Below are 16,416 nucleotides of genomic sequence, written 5' to 3'. Positions count from 1 at the left end.
CACGCGTCAGCAGGAGGCAGCGCCGGCCAGAACCGATTCCAGCCCAGCACCCAGCAGAACCCGGCGAGACCCAGCAGGTCCCAGCGAGACCCAGCAGAACCCCGCCGGGACCTGACCTCACAGACCACTACGACACGACGATCCGACCTCCCCGCGATTCCAGGAGACCTTCCATGACCACTGCATCTGCCGGCTCGACCGGAACCTCTCCCGCCGTCGAGCCCTTCGACGTCGTCGACGTCATCCGCACCAAGCGCGACGGCCAGGCGCTCGCCGACGGCCAGATCGACTGGGTGATCGACGCCTACACCCGCGGCGTGGTCGCCGAGCAGCAGATGGCGGCGCTCGCGATGGCGATCTTCCTGCGCGGGATGGAGCGGTCGGAGATCGCCCGCTGGACTAACGCGATGATCGCCAGCGGCGAGCGGATGGACTTCCAGGCGCTCTCGAAGCCGACGACGGACAAGCACTCCACCGGCGGCGTGGGCGACAAGATCACCCTGCCGCTGGCGCCCCTGGTGGCGAGCTTCGGGGTGGCCGTGCCGCAGCTGTCCGGGCGCGGGCTGGGCCACACCGGCGGCACGCTCGACAAGCTCGAGGCGATCCCCGGGTGGCGCGCGGACCTCAGCAACGCCGAGATGATGGCTCAGCTCGAGAGCGCCGGCGCCGTGATCTGCGCCGCCGGCTCGGGCCTCGCCCCGGCCGACAAGAAGCTCTACGCCCTGCGCGACATCACCGGGACCGTCGAGGCGATCCCGCTGATCGCCAGCTCCATCATGTCCAAGAAGATCGCCGAGGGCACAGCCGCGCTGACTCTGGACGTGAAGACCGGAGCCGGTGCCTTCATGAAGGACGAGGCGGATGCGCGCGAGCTCGCCCGCACCATGGTGGAGCTCGGCACCGACGCCGGGGTGCACACCGTCGCGCTGCTGACCGACATGTCCGCACCGCTGGGACGCACCGCGGGCAACGGCCTCGAGGTGCGCGAATCCCTCGAGGTGCTCGCCGGCGGCGGCCCGGCGGACATCGTGGAGCTCACCTGCGCACTGGCCCGCGAGATGCTGGATGCGGCCGGGGTGCACGATGCCGACGTGGAGGCCGCACTGGCCGACGGTCGGGCGATGGACTCCTGGCGCGCGATGATCTCCGCCCAGGGCGGGGACGTCGACGCCCCGCTGCCGGTCGCGAAGCACGTCGAGGATCTCCGGGCCACCGAGGACGGTGTCGTCACCGGTCTCGACGCGATGGGCGTGGGCGTGGCCGCCTGGCGTCTGGGGGCCGGCCGCTCCCGCCCGGGGGAGGCCGTGCAGGCCGCCGCCGGCGTGGAGATCGAAGCGCACATCGGCGACGAGGTGAAGGCCGGCGACGTCCTGGCCCGCCTGCACACCGACACCCCGGAGCGGATGCCCCGGGCGCTCGAGTCGATCGACGGGTCCTGGACCCTCGCCGCCCCCGGCACCACGGTCCGCGCGCGGAAGATCGTGATGGACCGCATCGCCTGACCGCATCCGTCTGACCGCATTGCCTGAGTGCTGAGTGCTGAGTGCTGAGCGCCGGGAACTGGGCCCGGGTCCTGGATCCTGAGCCCTGGGTCCCGGGGCCTACAGCGCCCGCAGCGCCGGCAGGATGTGCTCGACCATGAGCGGCGCCAGCCGGGCGCCGGTGCCGGGCTCGCCGATCTGCACCCAGCGGTGATCGGCGAGCTCGGCCTGCACGATGATCGGCTCCGGCAGCGGCGTGCGACAGATGAACACCGTCGAGCACACCATCGTGTTCGGCTCGTTCGCGGCGACCGCCTCGAAGTCGCCCAGCGGCGCGAGGTCCTCGGGAGCCAGCGTCACGCCGATCTCCTCGGCGACCTCGCGGATCGCCGCCTCCTGAGCGCTCTCGTCGGCCTCGAGCTTGCCGCCGACCTGCATATAGGAGCCGGTGCCGCGCTTGCGCACCGCCAGCACCTCGGTGCCGTGCGTCCCCTCGCGCAGGAAGCACACCGCCGTGATCCGCAGGACGTCCCCGGCGCGTGCGGCGTGCGCGTGCCGCTGCTCGCAGTCCGCGACGCCGGTGAGCCGATGCAGCCAGCGGGTCCCGGCGTGCAGTCCTTCGGGACGCATCCCGGCTCGGCTCCAGCCCTCGAGATCGGCGCGCTGGTCCCGAGCCAGGCCCCATCCCCGGCGCAGCAGGGTCAGGGGAGGCTTGCGGTTCTGGCGCAGATCCCTCACGAGCCGCAGAGCGAACACGACGGGGGTGGGGCGGTGCAGCACGATGGCGTCGGCCAGGAGGCCGGCCGCCGCGAGCGGGGCGATCAGCTCGGCGGCGAAGATTCCCTCGGCGATGATCAGCGGCGCGTCCCCGGCCACGACCTGCGTGGTCCCGGTGCGGCGCGAGGCGGAGATCGAGTACTCCGGGACTTCGGCGGCGCCGTCATGGGCGAGAGCCGTCAGCGCCTCGAGAGCGGCGCCGGCGTTCCATGAGGCGGGATCGTCCCAGTCGACGATGCCGAAGCGGCGGGGGAGGCCGGGATCGTCGTGCTCGCGATAGAAGTCGTCGAGCCCCAGGACCGGAAGCCCGGATCGTCGTGACATGACACCCTTGCCGCTCCCTGACGGGCCGGCGAGCAGGACGATGCGGCGGGGCGCGCGGGAGGGGGCGGGAGCAGTGGTCACGACCGCCGATTCTAGGCGCTCGGGGGAGCGCGGAGGGCGGCCTCACGGGCATCGGGGCGCACCTGTGATGGCCTCCTCAGAGCGTCGCTCATGGGAAGATCTCCCTATGACCACTCTCGATCGCGCACAGCTCGCACCCCTCATCGATCACACCCTCCTGAAGCCCGAGGCGACCCGCGCGGATGTCGACGCGCTCGCCCGCGAGGCCGAGCAGCTCGGCACCTACTCGATCTGCGTCTCCCCGTCGATGCTGCCCGTGGAGACCACGGTCAAGGTCGCCACCGTGTGTGGCTTCCCGTCCGGCCAGCACGCCCCGGCGATCAAGGCCGCCGAGGCCGCGGACTCCGTGGCCAAGGGCGCCGACGAGGTCGACATGGTCCTCAACGTGGGCCTCGCCCGCTCCGGGGACTTCGCCGCCGTCGAGGCCGAGATCCGCGCCGTGCGCGACGCCGCTCCGACGCCCGTCGTGCTGAAGGTGATCATCGAATCCGCCGCGCTGGAGGACGAGCAGATCGTCGGCGTGTGCGAGGCCGCGGAGCGCGCCGGCGCCGACTTCGTGAAGACCTCCACGGGCTTCCACCCCGCCGGGGGCGCGAGCGAGCACGCCGTGCAGCTGATGCGCGCCACCGTGGGCGACCGACTCGGCGTGAAGGCCTCCGGCGGTATCCGAACCCGCGAGGCAGCCGAGGCGATGGTCGCCGCCGGTGCGAGCCGCCTGGGCCTGTCCTCCTCGAAGGCCATCCTCGACGGCGGCACCGGCACCGGGTACTGATCTCCGGGAGCCCGAGTGCCCCGGGGAGCCCGTCAGCGCAGTGCGGACAGGCTCCCCGTCAGGTCTCGTCCCCGGAGCGCTCAGCGTCAGGAGCGCTCCGGAGGCGACCTCGGTGCCGAGTCTGTGCCCTCAGACCTGCGCGAGCGCCCTCAGGCCTGACCGAGCACCCCGCGCAGCTCGTCCTTCAGCTGCGCCAGGCGCTCGCCGGCATGCTGGCGGATCGTTGCCATCTCCGGCGCGGACGTTCCCGCGGGAACGTCCTGGACGACCTCCAGATAGCACTTGAGCTTCGGCTCGGTGCCCGAGGGGCGCACCACCACGCGGGTGTCCTCGGCGCTGAGCAGCAGCATCCCCTCGGTGGGCGGCAGGCCCGTCGACTCGACCGAGCCCTGGGACAGGTCCTGGGTGGTGACCACCTCGGAGCCCAGCAGCGCGGTGGGCGGGGCGGAGCGCAGCTGCTGCATCATGGCGGGGATCTGCGCGAGGTCCTCCACCCGGATGGACAGCTGCGAGGTGGCGAACAGACCGTGCGCCGCGGCGAGCTCATCGAGCCGGCCGATCAGCGTGGTGCCCTCCGCCTTCGCGAGAGCCGCCATCTCCGCGACCATCAGCCCTGCGGAGAGGCCGTCCTTGTCCCGCACCACCTCGGGCAGCACGCAGTAGCCGATCGCCTCCTCGTAGCCGAAGACGATGCCGGGGGCACGGGCGATCCACTTGAAGCCCGTCAGCGTGGTGGGGGAGTCCACCCCGACGGCCTCGGCGATCTTTCCCAGCCAGCGGCTGGAGACGATCGAGCGGGCGAAGGCCCCGCGATAGCCGTGCCGACGGATCAGATGGTCGCCGAGCAGAACTCCCAGCTCGTCACCGGTGAGCATCCGCCAGTCGCCCAGATGCGGGTCGAGCACGGCTGCGGCACAGCGATCGGCGTCGGGGTCGTTCGCGATCACGACGTCGGCCTCGACCGTGCGGGCCAGCTCGAGCGCCAGATCGATCGCTCCGGGCTCCTCGGGGTTGGGGAAGGCGACCGTGGGGAAGTCCGGATCAGGGTCGGCCTGCTTGGCGACCGTGTGCACCTCGGCGAAGCCGCTGCGGTGCAGCGCCGCGAGCGCCGTCTCGGTGCCCACGCCATGCATCGCCGTGTGCACGATCCGCACGTCGCGGGGCCCCTGGAGATCGGGAAGGGCGCAGATAGCCGCGAGATAGTCCTCGCGCAGCTGCTCCCCCAGCAGCTCCCAGCCGGCGTCGGCCACCGGGATGTCCAGCACGGGGCCGACGGCGGCGATGCGAGCGGCGATCTGCCCGTCCGAGGGTGGCACGATCTGGACGCCCTGTCCGTCGGACTCCTGGGCCCGGCCTCCGAGATACACCTTGTAGCCGTTGTCGGCCGGCGGGTTGTGGCTCGCCGTGACCACGATGCCCGCGTCGGCGCCCAGCTGGCGCACGCCGAAGGCGACCAGCGGTGTGGGGCCGAAGCGCTCCAGCAGCTGCACGCGGCAGCCGGCCGCCGTCATGATCGCGGCGGAGCGCAGCGCGAAGTCCTGCGAGTTGTAGCGGGCGTCGTACCCGATCACCACCAGGGGCGCCGCGAGCTCGAGATCGCCCAGCAGATGGTCGGCGAGACCACGGGCGGCGCGGGAGACCACCGCGAGGTTCATCCGGTTCGGGCCGGGACCCATCCGGCCCCGCAGACCGGCCGTGCCGAACTCGAGGTCACCGGAGAAGGCATCGGCGATCTCGTCGATCGCGGCCTCTCCGCCGGAGACGGCCTGCTCGAGCAGCGAGCTGAGAGCGGAGCGCGTGGCCGGATCGGGATCGTCCGCGAGCCAGGCCTCGGAGCGCCTGCGCAGGGCCTGGTCCAGCGCGGTCATCACGACTGCTCCCCGGAGGTGGAGGTGGAGGTGGAAGCGGCCGAGGACGGTGCGCCCCCGGTGATGCGACGGACCGTCTCGGCGAGCAGCGCCGAGATCCGCGGACCGGCGTCCCGCCCCGCCTCGAGCACCTCCTCGTGGCTGAGCGCCTGGGCGCTGATGCCCGCGGCGAGGTTCGTGACCAGGGAGATCCCGAGCACGTCCATCCCGGCCTCGCGGGCGGCGATCGCCTCGAGCGCGGTGGACATGCCCACCAGGTGCGCTCCGATGGTCCGGGCCATCTGCACCTCGGCGGGGGTCTCGTACGTCGGCCCCTGGAACTGCATGTAGACGCCCTCGTCGAGCGAGGAATCGACCTCCCGGGCGATGTCGCGCAGCGCCGGGGTGTACAGATCAGTGAGGTCCACGAAGTTCGCCCCGGACAGGGGAGTGGCACCCGTGAAGTTGATCTGGTCGCTGATCAGCACCGGAGTGCCCGGGGTCCAGGACGGGTCGATGCCGCCGCAGCCGTTGGTCAGCACCATCGTGCGGGCCCCCGTGGCCGCGGCGGTGCGCACGCCGTGCACCACGGCGCCGACCCCGGCCCCTTCGTAGAAGTGGGTGCGGGCACCGAGCACCAGTGCACGGGCATCGCTGCCCTCGACACGGATCGAGCGGAGTGTCCCGATGTGGCCGGCGACGGCCGGCGGGCGGAAGCCCGGGATGGTGGTGGCGTCGGCCTGCCACACGGTCTCCCCGAGCAGGTCCGCGGCACCGGCCCAGCCGGACCCCAGGACCAGGGCGAGATCATGGGAGGCCACCCCGCTGGCCTCGGCGATCGCGGCAGCGGCGTCGCGGGCGAGCAGGTACGGGTCAGAGGCGGTTTCAGTCATGGATCGAAGGTAACGCAGCCACGCCCCGCACAACACCGGAACCGGGCCCCTGTCGAGCCTTCTGAGACACAATGGAGACGTGAGCGATCCCAGCACTGCCCTTCCGTCCGACCCCCATCGAGTGACCCGTTCCGGTGACCGCACGCGGGTCGTGATCATCGGCGGCGGACCGGGCGGCTACGAGGCCGCGCTCACCGCCGCCCGGCACGGCGCCGATACGGTGCTCATCGAGGACCGTGGGCTCGGCGGGGCCGCAGTGATCACCGATGTGGTCCCCTCCAAGACCCTCATCGCCACCGCCGACGTGCTCGACCAGGTGGCCACCTCCCAGGAGCTCGGCATCCGCCAGGCCGACGACGGCTCCGCCCCGGGGACCGGGGCCCTGACCGTGGACCTCGCGGCGGTGAACGCTCGCGTCCAGCGGCTCGCGACCGCGCAGTCCGAGGACGTCCGCATCTCCCTGCGCGAGGCCGGGGTCCGCGTGATCGAGGGCCGCGGCCGGCTGCTGGGACCGGCCACCGTCGAGATCCGGGACGGCGCGGGGGAGGACGCCGCGGTGCTCGAGCCCGCCTGCGAGGCGGACGTGATCCTGCTCGCCGTCGGTGCCCGTCCCCGCGAGCTGGACTCCGCCCCCTGCGACGGCGAGCGGATCCTGAACTGGACCCAGCTGTACACCCTCGAGGAGCTGCCCGAGCACCTGATCGTCGTCGGCTCCGGGGTCACCGGCGCCGAGTTCGCGAGCGCCTATCGCGCCCTCGGCAGCGAGGTCACCCTGGTCTCCTCCCGGGAGAAGGTGCTGCCCGGCACCGACGGGGACGCCGCCGACGTGCTCGAGGACGCCTTCGCCCGCCGCGGTGTCACCGTGCGCTCACGAACCCGTGCCGCGTCCGCGCACCGCACCGAGAACGGGGTGGTGGTCACGCTCACCTCGGGGGAGGAGATCGCCGGCAGCCACGTGCTGATGGCACTCGGCGGAATCCCCTGGACGGGCGAGCTCGGCCTCGAGCAGGCCGGGGTGCGCGTGAAGGACAGCGGCCATATCGACACCGACCGCGTCTCCCGCACCAGCGTGCGGGGCATCTACGCCGCCGGCGACTGCACCGGGGTGTACCCGCTCGCCTCGGTGGCCGCGATGCAGGGACGCATCGCCATGCATCACGCCCTGGGCGATGCGGTCTCCCCGCTGATCTCCACGCAGGTGTCCTCAGCGATCTTCACCAGCCCGGAGATCGCGGTGGTGGGCGTGAGCGAGCAGGACGTCGCCGACGGGGTCCTCGCCGGCGAGGTGCTCGTGCTGGGCCTGGACACGAACCCGCGCGCCAAGATGCAGGGACTGAGCGAGGGCTTCGTGAAGCTGATCGTGCGCTCCGGGTCGCACACCGTGATGGGGGCCGTGGTGGTGGCCCCACGGGCGAGCGAGCTGATCCTGCCGTACACGCTCGCGGTCGCCCACCGGCTCACCGCGGAGCAGGTCTCCGGGACGTTCACGGTGTACCCCTCGCTCACGGGGTCCCTGGCCGAGGTGGCGCGACGGGCGAGCCAGGCCGGCACCGACTGAGGCGTCGCCCGTCAGTCCTCGATGGAGCAGAGCACGGCGCCCGCGGAGACGGTCGCCCCGATCTCGGCGCCGAGGCTTTTGATGACCCCGGAGCGGTGCGCGGTGATGGGCTGCTCCATCTTCATGGCCTCGAGCACGACGAGGAGGTCCCCGTCAGAGACGCTCTGGCCCTCTTCGGCGACCACCTTCACGATGGTCCCCTGCATGGGGGCTGTGACCGAGTTGCCGTTGGCCGCGGACTCGCCGACGGACTTGTGCTGGCGCTTGCGGCGCGAGCGCACGGCGGCCTGCGGCGCACGCAGCGAGGCGGGGAGGCTGATCTCGACCCGGCGACCGTCGACCTCGACCACGACGGCCTCGCGGTCCTCCGCCTCCTCGGGCTGCGACGGCAGCGGGGCCGCGGGCAGCTCGTTGTGGAACTCGGTCTCGATCCAGCGGGTGTGGACCGTGAACGGCTCCTCCGGGTCCTGCGGCGCGAAGGCAGGATCCTCGACGACCGCGCGGTGGAAGGGCATCACCGTGGGGATCCCCTCGACGTGGAACTCGGCGAGGGCCCGACGGGAGCGCTCGAGCGCCTCCTGGCGCGTGGCGCCGGTGACGATGAGCTTGGCGAGCATCGAGTCGAAGGCGCCGGAGATCTCGTCACCCGCGCGCACGCCGGTGTCGACGCGCACGCCAGGGCCGGAGGGCATCTCGTACCGGTGGATGCGCCCTGGTGCGGGCATGAAGCCGCGGCCCGGGTCCTCGCCGTTGATGCGGAACTCGAAGGAGTGTCCGCGCGACGTCGGATCCTCGGAGCTGATGGTGCCGCCGGCGGCGATGCGCAGCTGCTCGCGCACCAGGTCCACGCCGGCGACCTCCTCGGTGACCGTGTGCTCGACCTGGAGACGGGTGTTGACCTCGAGGAACGAGATGGTGCCGTCGATCCCCACCAGGAACTCGCAGGTGCCGGCGCCGACATATCCGGCCTCGCGCAGGATCGCCTTGGAGGATGACACCAGCTGCGCGTTCTGCTGGGCGGTGAGGAAGGGGGCGGGCGCCTCCTCGACGAGCTTCTGGTGGCGGCGCTGGAGCGAGCAGTCACGGGTGGAGACCACCTGGACGTTGCCGTGCATGTCGGCCAGGCACTGGGTCTCGACGTGCCGGGGCGAGTCGAGGTAGCGCTCCACGAAGCACTCGCCGCGACCGAAGGCGGAGACCGCCTCGCGCACCGCGGAGTCGAACAGCTCGCGCACCTCGGACTCCTCGCGGGCGACCTTCAGGCCGCGGCCGCCGCCGCCGAAGGCCGCCTTGATGGCGATCGGCAGGCCGTGCTCCCGCGCGAAGTCGACGACCTCGTCGGAGTTCTGGACGGGGTCCTTGGTGCCGGCCACCAGCGGAGCGCCGGCCTTCTGGGCGATGTGACGTGCCGAGACCTTGTCGCCGAGCTTCTCGATGGCCGACGGCGGCGGCCCGATCCAGGTGAGCCCGGCGTCGGTGACGGCCTGGGCGAAGTCGGAGCGCTCGGAGAGGAAGCCGTAGCCGGGGTGGATGGCGTCGGCGCCGGAGCGCTTCGCGATGTCCAGGATCTTGTCGACGACCAGGTAGGAGCTCGCGGCGGTGGTGCCGCCGAGGGCGTAGGCCTCATCGGCGATCTGCGTGTGCAGGGCGTCGCGATCGGGGTCGGCGTACACGGCGACGGTGCGCAGCCCGGCGTCCCGGCAGGCCCGCGCGATCCGCACCGCGATCTCTCCACGGTTGGCGATCAGCACCGTGGACAGCGGGCGGGGCTTGGAAGAGCGTGCGGGCATGGGGGAGGGTTCCTTCCGGGAGTCAGCAGTGGCCGAGTCTAGTACCGAGAGCGCTCAGGCGGACGCAGGGCGGGGCGTGGTGCCTGGTGAATCGGCCGTCGCCGGTGCGGGCAGTGCGGAGTCCCACAGCTCGTGGATGCCGATCCCGATCTCCGCGAGCAGACGGCGCAGCAGCGGCAGGGACAGCCCGACCACCGCATGGGGGTCCCCGGAGACGCCCTCGAGGAAGGGGCCGCCCAGGCCGTCGATCGTGAATCCGCCGGCCACGCCGAGCGGTTCGCCGGTGGCGACGTACGCCTCGATCTCCTCGTCGGACAGCTGGGCGAAGGTGACCTCGCAGCTCGCCGTGGCGCCGAAGGTGGCCCCGGTGCCGCCGTCCTCCTCATCGCGGTCGTCGACCAGCCAGTGACCGGAGTGCAGGATGCCGGTGCGCCCGCGCATCGCCTGCCAGCGGGCGGTGGCCCGCTCGGCCGTGCGCGGCTTGCCGATGACCTCGCCGTCGAGCTCGAGCATCGAGTCGCAGCCGAGCACCACATAGCCGCCATCGCTGCGGGAGGTCGCCGCCACGGCCTTCTCACGGGCCAGCAGCAGCACCTCGTCCGCCGGGGTCAGCGCGTCCTCCGGCTCCCCGGTCGCGGCGGCCCGCTCACGCGCGGCCTCGAGGATCGCCTCCTCGTCGAGGTCCACAGGCAGGGTGCCGTGCTCGATCCGGGCGGCGCGCAGCGTGGCGCGGCGCCCGGCCGAGGCGGAGGCGAGCAGGAGCAACGGATCATGGTCGGGGGTCAACTGCTCCGGGGACGCCTGCTCTGGGGTGGTCTGATCCGGGGTCGTCATGACAGGGCTCCTTCGAGGACGGACAGCGGCAGGCTCCCCAGCTCGAGGGCCTGACGGTGGAAATCGCGGGCGGGCAGGGCGGACTGCGCGCGCAGCTGCTCCCAGACCCGCTGGCCGATCTTGTAGGACGGCGCCTGTCCGGGCCAGCCCAGGTAGCGGTTCAGCTCGAAACGCTGCTCCGCCTCGGTGACTCCCCAATGGGCGCTCATGAAGTCCCAGGCCGTGTCGTAGGTCCAGTCGCCGCCGGCGGATCCGGCGAGATCCTCCGGCATCGACAGGCCGACGTGGAGACCGATGTCGAGCACGACGCGACCGGCTCGCAGGCGCTGCGCGTCGAGCATGCCGAGCCGGTCCCCGTCGTCGGAGAGGTATCCGAGCTGGTCCATCAGGCGCTCGGCGTACAGGGCCCAGCCCTCGCCGTGCCCCGAGACCCAGCACATCATCGCGCGCCAGCGGTTCAGGGTGGAGGCCTGCATGGTCTGGGTGCCGACCTGCAGATGATGGCCGGGGACGCCCTCGTGGTAGACCGTGGTGGTCTCCAGCCAGGTGTGGAACTCGGTGGTGGACGCCGGGACGTCCCACCACATGCGGCCGGGCCGGGTGAGGTCCTCGCTGGGGCCGGTGTAGTAGATGCCGCCGGACCCGGTCCGGGCGATGCGGCACTCCAGGCGCCGCAGCGGATCGGGGATGTCGAAGTGGGTGCCGGCGAGCTCCTCGATGGCGCGATCGCTGAGGTCCTGCATCCAGCTGCGAAGCGCCTCGGTGCCGTGCAGGATCCGGGCCGGATCGCTGTTCAGGCTCGCCTTCGCCGCCTCGACCGAGCTCCCGCCGCCGTTGCCGTGGCGGTCGTTGATCCGGCGGGCGACCTCCTCCTGCTCGGCGACCACCGAGCGGAGCCCCTCGATGCCCCAGGCGTAGGTCTCGTCGAGATCGATCTCGGTGCCCAGGAAGGTGCGCGAGGACAGCAGGTAGGCGTCGCGGCCCACCGCGTCGGCCTCCGGGGCGTGCGGGACCAGGGCGGTCAGCTCCTCGGCGAGCGCGAGATAGCCGTCGGCCGCGGTGCGCGCAGCCTCGGCTACCCGGGTGCGCTGGGCGTCGTCCCCCTGGGCCTGCGCGGCGAACTCGGCGAAGAAGCCGTCCTTCGCGGCGAAGCCGCGGGCCTGCTCCGCGCCGAGCAGGAGCTGGCGGCGAGCCGAGACCACGCCGTGGTCCGCCGCCTCTCGGAGCGACTGCGCCCAGCTGGACAGGGATCGGGGCATCGCGTCTAGACGCTGGGCGATCACCTGCCAGTCCTCGGCGGTGTCGGTGGGCATCTGATCGAGCACATCGCGGGACTGCAGCGGGGAGGCGAGGTTGTTGACGGTGGCGATGTCCAGGCGCCGCTCGGCGCGCTCGATCTCGAGGCCGAGGCGCTCGGTCAGGGCGGCGCGGGTGACCGCGTCGGTGGCGTCCTTATCCGGGACCCTCGCGAGGCTCGCCAGCAGGCCGCGCGCCGCCTCGGTCCGCTCCGACACGGCCCCGGGGGAGTAGTCGGTGACCTCGGTGTCGTGCCCGGCGATGCCGAGCTCGGTGGCCAGGAACGGATCCAGGCGGACGCTGAGATCGACGTAGTCGTCGGCGAGGCGGTCCAGGGCGGACGCCGTGCGCGCGGGCTGGGGTGAGGGGGTCTCGGGCATGTCCGCGAGTCTAGTGCCGCACGAGGTGCTGGGCCGGTCCCGGCACGGCGCTCGACGCTCGGTGAGCTGCGCGCTCAGCGGTCGGCGAACTGCCAGGCCGTGGGGGAGGCGTGCCCGCGCAGGGCATGCGCCCGGGGATGGCTGTGCACGGGGCCGTTCCAGGCGCTGGGCCCGCCGCCGCGACCCTCCGCGAGGGCGCGCTCGTCGGCCTCCAGGCGGCTGGTGACGCTCATCGTCGAGACCACCACGGCGATCGCGGCGAGCTCGTCCGCCGCGAGGCGGCCCTGGACGAGCTTGACGTCGGTGTGCGGCATGCTCACAGCGGGATGTTCCCGTGCTTCTTGGTGGGCAGGGTGTCCCGCTTGGTGCGCAGCGCGCGCAGCGCCCGGGCCACCTCGATGCGGGTATCGGCCGGCTGGATCACGCCGTCGATCCAGCCGCGCTCCGCCGCGGTGTACGGGGTCGCGAACTGCTCCTCGTACTCGGCCTCGAACCTGCTGCGCTCGGCCGCGACGTCCCCACCCTGCTCGGCGACCTGGCGCAGGTCCCCGCGGTGCAGGATGTTGACCGCGCCCTGGGAGCCCATCACCGCGATCTGCGCGGTGGGCCAGGCGAGGTTGATGTCCGCGCCGAGCTCCTTGGAGCCCATGACGATGTAGGCGCCGCCGTAGGCCTTGCGGGTGATGACGGTGACCAGCGGCACGGTCGCCTCGGCGTAGGCGTACAGCAGCTTGGCGCCGCGACGGATGATGCCGCCGAACTCCTGGTCGGTGCCGGGCAGGAAGCCGGGGACGTCCACGAAGGTCAGGACCGGGATGTTGTTGGCGTCGCACAGCCGCACGAACCGGGCCGCCTTCTCGGAGGCGTCGATGTCGAGGGTGCCCGCGAGATGGGAGGGCTGATTGGCGATGATGCCGACGCTGTGGCCCTCGACCCGGCCGAAGCCCACCAGGATGTTGCGGGCGAACAGCGGCTGGACCTCGAGGAACTCCTCATCGTCCAGGACCGTGCGCAGCACCGTGAGCATGTCGTAGGGCTGGTTCGGGGAGTCCGGTACGAGAGTGTCCAGCGCCGTGTCCTGCGGCGTCCGGCCCTCCTCGAGGAGCACCGGGAAGGACGGCGCCGGGCTCAGCGTGTTCGCCGGCAGGTAGCTCAGCAGGTCCTTGACGTACTCGATGGCCTCGCCCTCGTCGGGGGCCATGTAATGGGCCACCCCGGAGCGGGTCGAATGCGTGCGGGCGCCGCCGAGCTCCTCGAAGCCGACGTCCTCGCCGGTCACGGTGCGGATCACGTCCGGGCCGGTGATGAACATGTGGGAGGTCTTCTCGACCATCACGATGATGTCCGTCAGCGCGGGGGAGTAGACGGCGCCGCCGGCGGCCGGGCCCATGATCAGGGAGATCTGGGGGATGACGCCCGAGGCGCGGGTGTTGCGCTTGAAGATCCCGGCGAACATGGCCAGCGAGGCCACGCCCTCCTGGATGCGGGCGCCGCCGCCGTCGAGGATCCCGATGATCGGCACGCCGGTGCTCAGCGCGAGATCCTGGATCTTCTGGATCTTGCGGCCGTGGGCCTCGCCGAGGGAGCCGCCGAAGACCGTGAAGTCCTGGGAGTAGATGCACACCTGGCGGCCGTCGATCGTGCCGTGCCCGGTGACGAGGCCGTCGCCGGCGGGCCGCTTGCTGTCGATGCCGAAGCTGCGTGCCTGGTGCTTCACGAAGCGATCGGTCTCCACGAAGGAGCCGTCGTCGAGGAGGTCGGTGATGCGCTCGCGAGCAGTCTTCTTCCCACGCGCATGCTGCTTCTGGACGGCGATCTCGTCCGCTGCGGAGACCGCCGCGGCGTCGCGCTCGCGAAGGTCGTCAAGTCGCTGAGCGGTGGTGAGCGGCCGCGGGGCGTCGGTCACGGAGCCTCCTGCGACGGCCGTCAGGCCGCCAAGAATACGGGGAGATGAACACCGGGATACTACGCTACGACATGCCGACGAGGGCCGACCTGACCCGGCATGGAGTGACATGTCCCGTCGCGGACGGCACAGCGGCATCGGACATCGGCCCCAGGAGGGAGACCACGCGTGCCAGACGACCCAGAGGGCTCAGGTGACTCAGGGGGCCGTGCAGACTCAGCGGACCCAGCGGACACGGTGGATATCGACCCCCGGCCCGCTGTCGCGACGCACCCCCTGGCGGGCTCCGCCCCATCCTCCCCGTCGGCCGCCCGGCTCCCGGCGGGCCTGCAGTCTCCGCCGATCCACCGGTCGGGCGAGGTCAGCTCCACGCAGGACGAGGCCGCGAGGCGGCTCGACGCCGGCGAGCAGGCTCCCTTCGCGGTCACCGCGCGGCGGCAGCAGGCCGGTCGCGGTCGGCTGGGCCGACGGTTCGTCAGCCCCGACGGCGGCAACGTCTACCTCACCTATGCCCATTCCACCCGGCTCGCGCCCTCGCAGCGCACCTGGATGCCGCTCGTGGCCGGCCTGGCCGCAGTCTCCGCGGTGGATGAGGTCGCCGGGGCGAGCGGGGTCCGGATCGGCCTCAAATGGCCCAACGACCTGCAGACGGCGGACGGCCGCAAGCTCGGCGGGATCCTCGTCGAAGGCCGAGGAGCGCACGGGGTGCTGATCGGAATCGGGATCAATCTCCACGGACCCGTGCGCGACGGCGACGGCACCGTCGTGCCCGGAGCGGCCTGGCTGCTCGGCGAGGCCGGGATCCGGGACGGCGCCGAGTCGGCGCCAGGCGATTCGGTGCCCGCCGCGGCAGCTCCCGTCGCGGCATCACCCCCTGGCGGCACGCAGCGCCCGGAGCAGAACGAGGAGCTGGGGGACCGGATCGCGACGGCGATCGTCCTGTCCCTCGGGGCGGAGCTGGCGGCCCTGGAGTCCATGGGCGGGGACGCGGTGACGGCAGGCTCTGCGCACCGTTACACTATGACGTGCCTCACAATTGGGCAGCTGGTGCGGGTCGATCCGCTGGGTGGTGGGGGTGCGCACGGTGCGCCGCTCCCGGCGCTGGTCGGAACCGCCGTGGCGATCGACGACCGTGGCAGATTGATGGTCGACCCGGTCGATCCTCTCGCCGAGGGGCCGGTGGCCGTCGACGTCGGCGATGTGAAGCATGTGAGGCCGGGCGGACCCGCTCGGCTGACGAGAGACGCCGATCGCGGCGTCGAACAGGAGGATCACAGCACGTGACCGGCGGTACCGAAGACCTGGAGCGCACGACGTCCGCGGACGGGAATCCCCCGGCCGGGCAGTCCGGTGTGCCGCTGGAGGAGTCGCCCGACCTCGTGCAGACCCCTCTCGACGATCGCGAGATCCTGGAGCTGAACCGGCGCTTCGCCGAGGTGCGACGCAGCGTCGGCGCCCTCGAGAAGGTGCTGCTGCAGGGTCCGCGGAAGTACTCGCGGCGCGACCTGGCCCAGCAGCAGGACATTCCCGAGCGCCTGACCTCGGTCTACTGGCGCTCGCTCGGCTTCACCCCGGTGGACGAGGACACGGTCGTGTTCACCGAGGAGGATGCCTACTCCATCGGCGACCTCGCGGCCATCGTCGAGGACGGCGTGCTCTCCGAGCGGGCCTTCGCGAGCATCACCCGTGGCCTGGGCTTCCACATGGGACGGCTCGCCATGTGGATCACCGAGGCACTTGTCGACGAGGCGAAGCATGCCGACGGCGCGGACGACGCGGACGCCCGCCAGCAGATGCTCGACTCCGTCCCCGAACTTCTCGAGACCCTCGAATCGCAGGTCATGTTCGCGTTCCGCAGGCAGCTGGCGGCCTATGCGGCCCGGGCCGGCTCCGAGGTGCTCCACCAGGACACCGATGAGCTGTTCCCGCTGCAGCGCGCCGTCGGCTTCGCCGACCTGGTCCAGTTCACCCGCCTCGCCCAGGACCTCTCCGGCGCCGAGCTCGCCGACGTGGTCGGGCGGTTCGAAGCCGTGGGCCGCGACATCATCTCCGTGGGCGGGGGTCGCGTGGTGAAGACGGTCGGTGACGAGATCATGTTCCTGGCGGACACTCCCGAGGACGGCGCGCAGATCGCCGTCAGCCTCGCCGAGAACATCTGCTCCGACCAGGGCCTCCCTCCGGTGCGGGTGGGTCTGTCCTGGGGTTCCATGTTCTCCCGGTACGGTGATGTCTTCGGTCCCAAGGTCAATCTCGCCGCCCGCATGGAATCCGTGGCCCGCCCCGGCTCCGTGATGGTCGACTCCGAGACCGCCGCCGCCATCGGCCTCGCACTGCCGGGCGGCTTCAGCATCTCGGAGGGTGAGGACGTGGATCTGCACGGCATCGGATCGGTGAGGGTGCAGGAGATGCGCCGTGACCGTTCGGCGCCGCTCGATCTGGGACTGTGAGGAGAGGGCCGACCGGCCCGCCACCCATCG

General features: G+C 72.0%; 13 protein-coding genes. 5 read left to right on the top strand and 8 right to left on the bottom strand.

Annotated features, from left to right (window positions below):
- Positions 1–173: 173 nt before the first annotated feature.
- On the top strand, positions 174–1,502 hold the full coding sequence (locus INT49_RS09240; protein ID WP_193117440.1) for a thymidine phosphorylase: 1,329 nt from the start codon (positions 174–176) through the stop codon (positions 1,500–1,502).
- A 99-nt stretch (positions 1,503–1,601) separates the two neighbouring features.
- Here the strand turns inward: INT49_RS09240 and INT49_RS09235 are convergent, their stop codons facing one another.
- Positions 1,602–2,663: an NUDIX domain-containing protein gene (locus INT49_RS09235; RefSeq protein ID WP_319021566.1), complete on the bottom strand. Its 1,062-nt coding sequence runs from the start codon at positions 2,661–2,663 to the stop codon at positions 1,602–1,604.
- Between the two features lie 106 nt (positions 2,664–2,769).
- Here INT49_RS09235 and deoC point away from each other — a divergent pair, with 106 nt between their 5' ends.
- On the top strand, positions 2,770–3,435 hold the full coding sequence (gene deoC, locus INT49_RS09230) for a deoxyribose-phosphate aldolase (protein ID WP_193117439.1): 666 nt from the start codon (positions 2,770–2,772) through the stop codon (positions 3,433–3,435).
- A gap of 149 nt (positions 3,436–3,584) precedes the next feature.
- Here the strand turns inward: deoC and INT49_RS09225 are convergent, their stop codons facing one another.
- Positions 3,585–5,303, bottom strand: coding sequence for a phospho-sugar mutase (locus INT49_RS09225; protein ID WP_193117438.1), 1,719 nt, complete (start codon positions 5,301–5,303; stop codon positions 3,585–3,587).
- On the bottom strand, positions 5,303–6,175 hold the full coding sequence (locus INT49_RS09220) for a purine-nucleoside phosphorylase (protein ID WP_193117437.1): 873 nt from the start codon (positions 6,173–6,175) through the stop codon (positions 5,303–5,305). Before INT49_RS09220 ends, INT49_RS09225 begins: the two co-directional genes overlap by 1 nt.
- 79 nt (positions 6,176–6,254) lie before the next feature.
- On the opposite strand from INT49_RS09220, the gene INT49_RS09215 reads away from it, so the two are divergent.
- Positions 6,255–7,733: an NAD(P)H-quinone dehydrogenase gene (locus tag INT49_RS09215; RefSeq protein ID WP_193117436.1), complete on the top strand. Its 1,479-nt coding sequence runs from the start codon at positions 6,255–6,257 to the stop codon at positions 7,731–7,733.
- A gap of 11 nt (positions 7,734–7,744) precedes the next feature.
- Here INT49_RS09215 and INT49_RS09210 read toward each other — a convergent pair whose 3' ends face one another.
- The 5 genes from INT49_RS09210 to INT49_RS09190 form a co-directional block, all read right to left on the bottom strand.
- Positions 7,745–9,523: an acetyl/propionyl/methylcrotonyl-CoA carboxylase subunit alpha gene (locus INT49_RS09210; RefSeq protein WP_226850026.1), complete on the bottom strand. Its 1,779-nt coding sequence runs from the start codon at positions 9,521–9,523 to the stop codon at positions 7,745–7,747.
- A gap of 54 nt (positions 9,524–9,577) precedes the next feature.
- Positions 9,578–10,357 (bottom strand): Maf family protein, encoded by a 780-nt coding sequence (locus INT49_RS09205; RefSeq protein WP_193117435.1) that lies wholly within the window; start codon positions 10,355–10,357, stop codon positions 9,578–9,580.
- On the bottom strand, positions 10,354–12,033 hold the full coding sequence (locus INT49_RS09200) for a DUF885 domain-containing protein (RefSeq protein ID WP_193117434.1): 1,680 nt from the start codon (positions 12,031–12,033) through the stop codon (positions 10,354–10,356). The genes INT49_RS09205 and INT49_RS09200 overlap by 4 nt, the downstream gene beginning before the upstream one ends.
- A gap of 74 nt (positions 12,034–12,107) precedes the next feature.
- Positions 12,108–12,347 carry a hypothetical protein gene (locus INT49_RS09195; protein WP_193117482.1) on the bottom strand — a complete coding sequence of 80 codons (240 nt, stop codon included), beginning with the start codon at positions 12,345–12,347 and terminating at the stop codon, positions 12,108–12,110.
- A 2-nt stretch (positions 12,348–12,349) separates the two neighbouring features.
- Positions 12,350–13,939, bottom strand: coding sequence for an acyl-CoA carboxylase subunit beta (locus tag INT49_RS09190; RefSeq protein ID WP_193117433.1), 1,590 nt, complete (start codon positions 13,937–13,939; stop codon positions 12,350–12,352).
- A gap of 237 nt (positions 13,940–14,176) precedes the next feature.
- On the opposite strand from INT49_RS09190, the gene INT49_RS09185 reads away from it, so the two are divergent.
- Together INT49_RS09185 and INT49_RS09180 are read left to right on the top strand one after the other, a co-directional pair.
- A complete protein-coding gene (locus tag INT49_RS09185) occupies positions 14,177–15,223 on the top strand; it encodes a biotin--[acetyl-CoA-carboxylase] ligase (RefSeq protein WP_319021565.1) in 1,047 nt (348 codons plus the stop codon).
- The gene (locus tag INT49_RS09180) at positions 15,220–16,386 is read left to right on the top strand and encodes an adenylate/guanylate cyclase domain-containing protein (RefSeq protein WP_193117432.1); all 1,167 of its coding nucleotides are present in this window, start codon (positions 15,220–15,222) and stop codon (positions 16,384–16,386) included. The genes INT49_RS09185 and INT49_RS09180 overlap by 4 nt, the downstream gene beginning before the upstream one ends.
- Positions 16,387–16,416 lie beyond the last annotated feature (30 nt).

The sequence above is a fragment of the Brachybacterium tyrofermentans genome (genome assembly GCF_014897585.1).
Lineage (GTDB): Bacteria > Actinomycetota > Actinomycetes > Actinomycetales > Dermabacteraceae > Brachybacterium > Brachybacterium tyrofermentans.
This window is presented reverse-complemented; position numbering and strand designations above follow the sequence as displayed.

Bases quoted from the DNA above. Each gene is read 5' to 3' on its own strand.
- INT49_RS09225 (WP_193117438.1), bottom strand. From the start codon at position 5,303: ATGACCGCGCTGGACCAGGCCCTGCGCAGGCGCTCCGAGGCCTGGCTC.
- deoC (WP_193117439.1), top strand. From the start codon at position 2,770: ATGACCACTCTCGATCGCGCACAGCTCGCACCCCTCATCGATCACACC.
- INT49_RS09220 (WP_193117437.1), bottom strand. From the start codon at position 6,175: ATGACTGAAACCGCCTCTGACCCGTACCTGCTCGCCCGCGACGCCGCT.
- INT49_RS09205 (WP_193117435.1), bottom strand. From the start codon at position 10,357: ATGACGACCCCGGATCAGACCACCCCAGAGCAGGCGTCCCCGGAGCAG.
- INT49_RS09210 (WP_226850026.1), bottom strand. From the start codon at position 9,523: ATGCCCGCACGCTCTTCCAAGCCCCGCCCGCTGTCCACGGTGCTGATC.
- INT49_RS09195 (WP_193117482.1), bottom strand. From the start codon at position 12,347: ATGCCGCACACCGACGTCAAGCTCGTCCAGGGCCGCCTCGCGGCGGAC.
- INT49_RS09240 (WP_193117440.1), top strand. From the start codon at position 174: ATGACCACTGCATCTGCCGGCTCGACCGGAACCTCTCCCGCCGTCGAG.
- INT49_RS09200 (WP_193117434.1), bottom strand. From the start codon at position 12,033: ATGCCCGAGACCCCCTCACCCCAGCCCGCGCGCACGGCGTCCGCCCTG.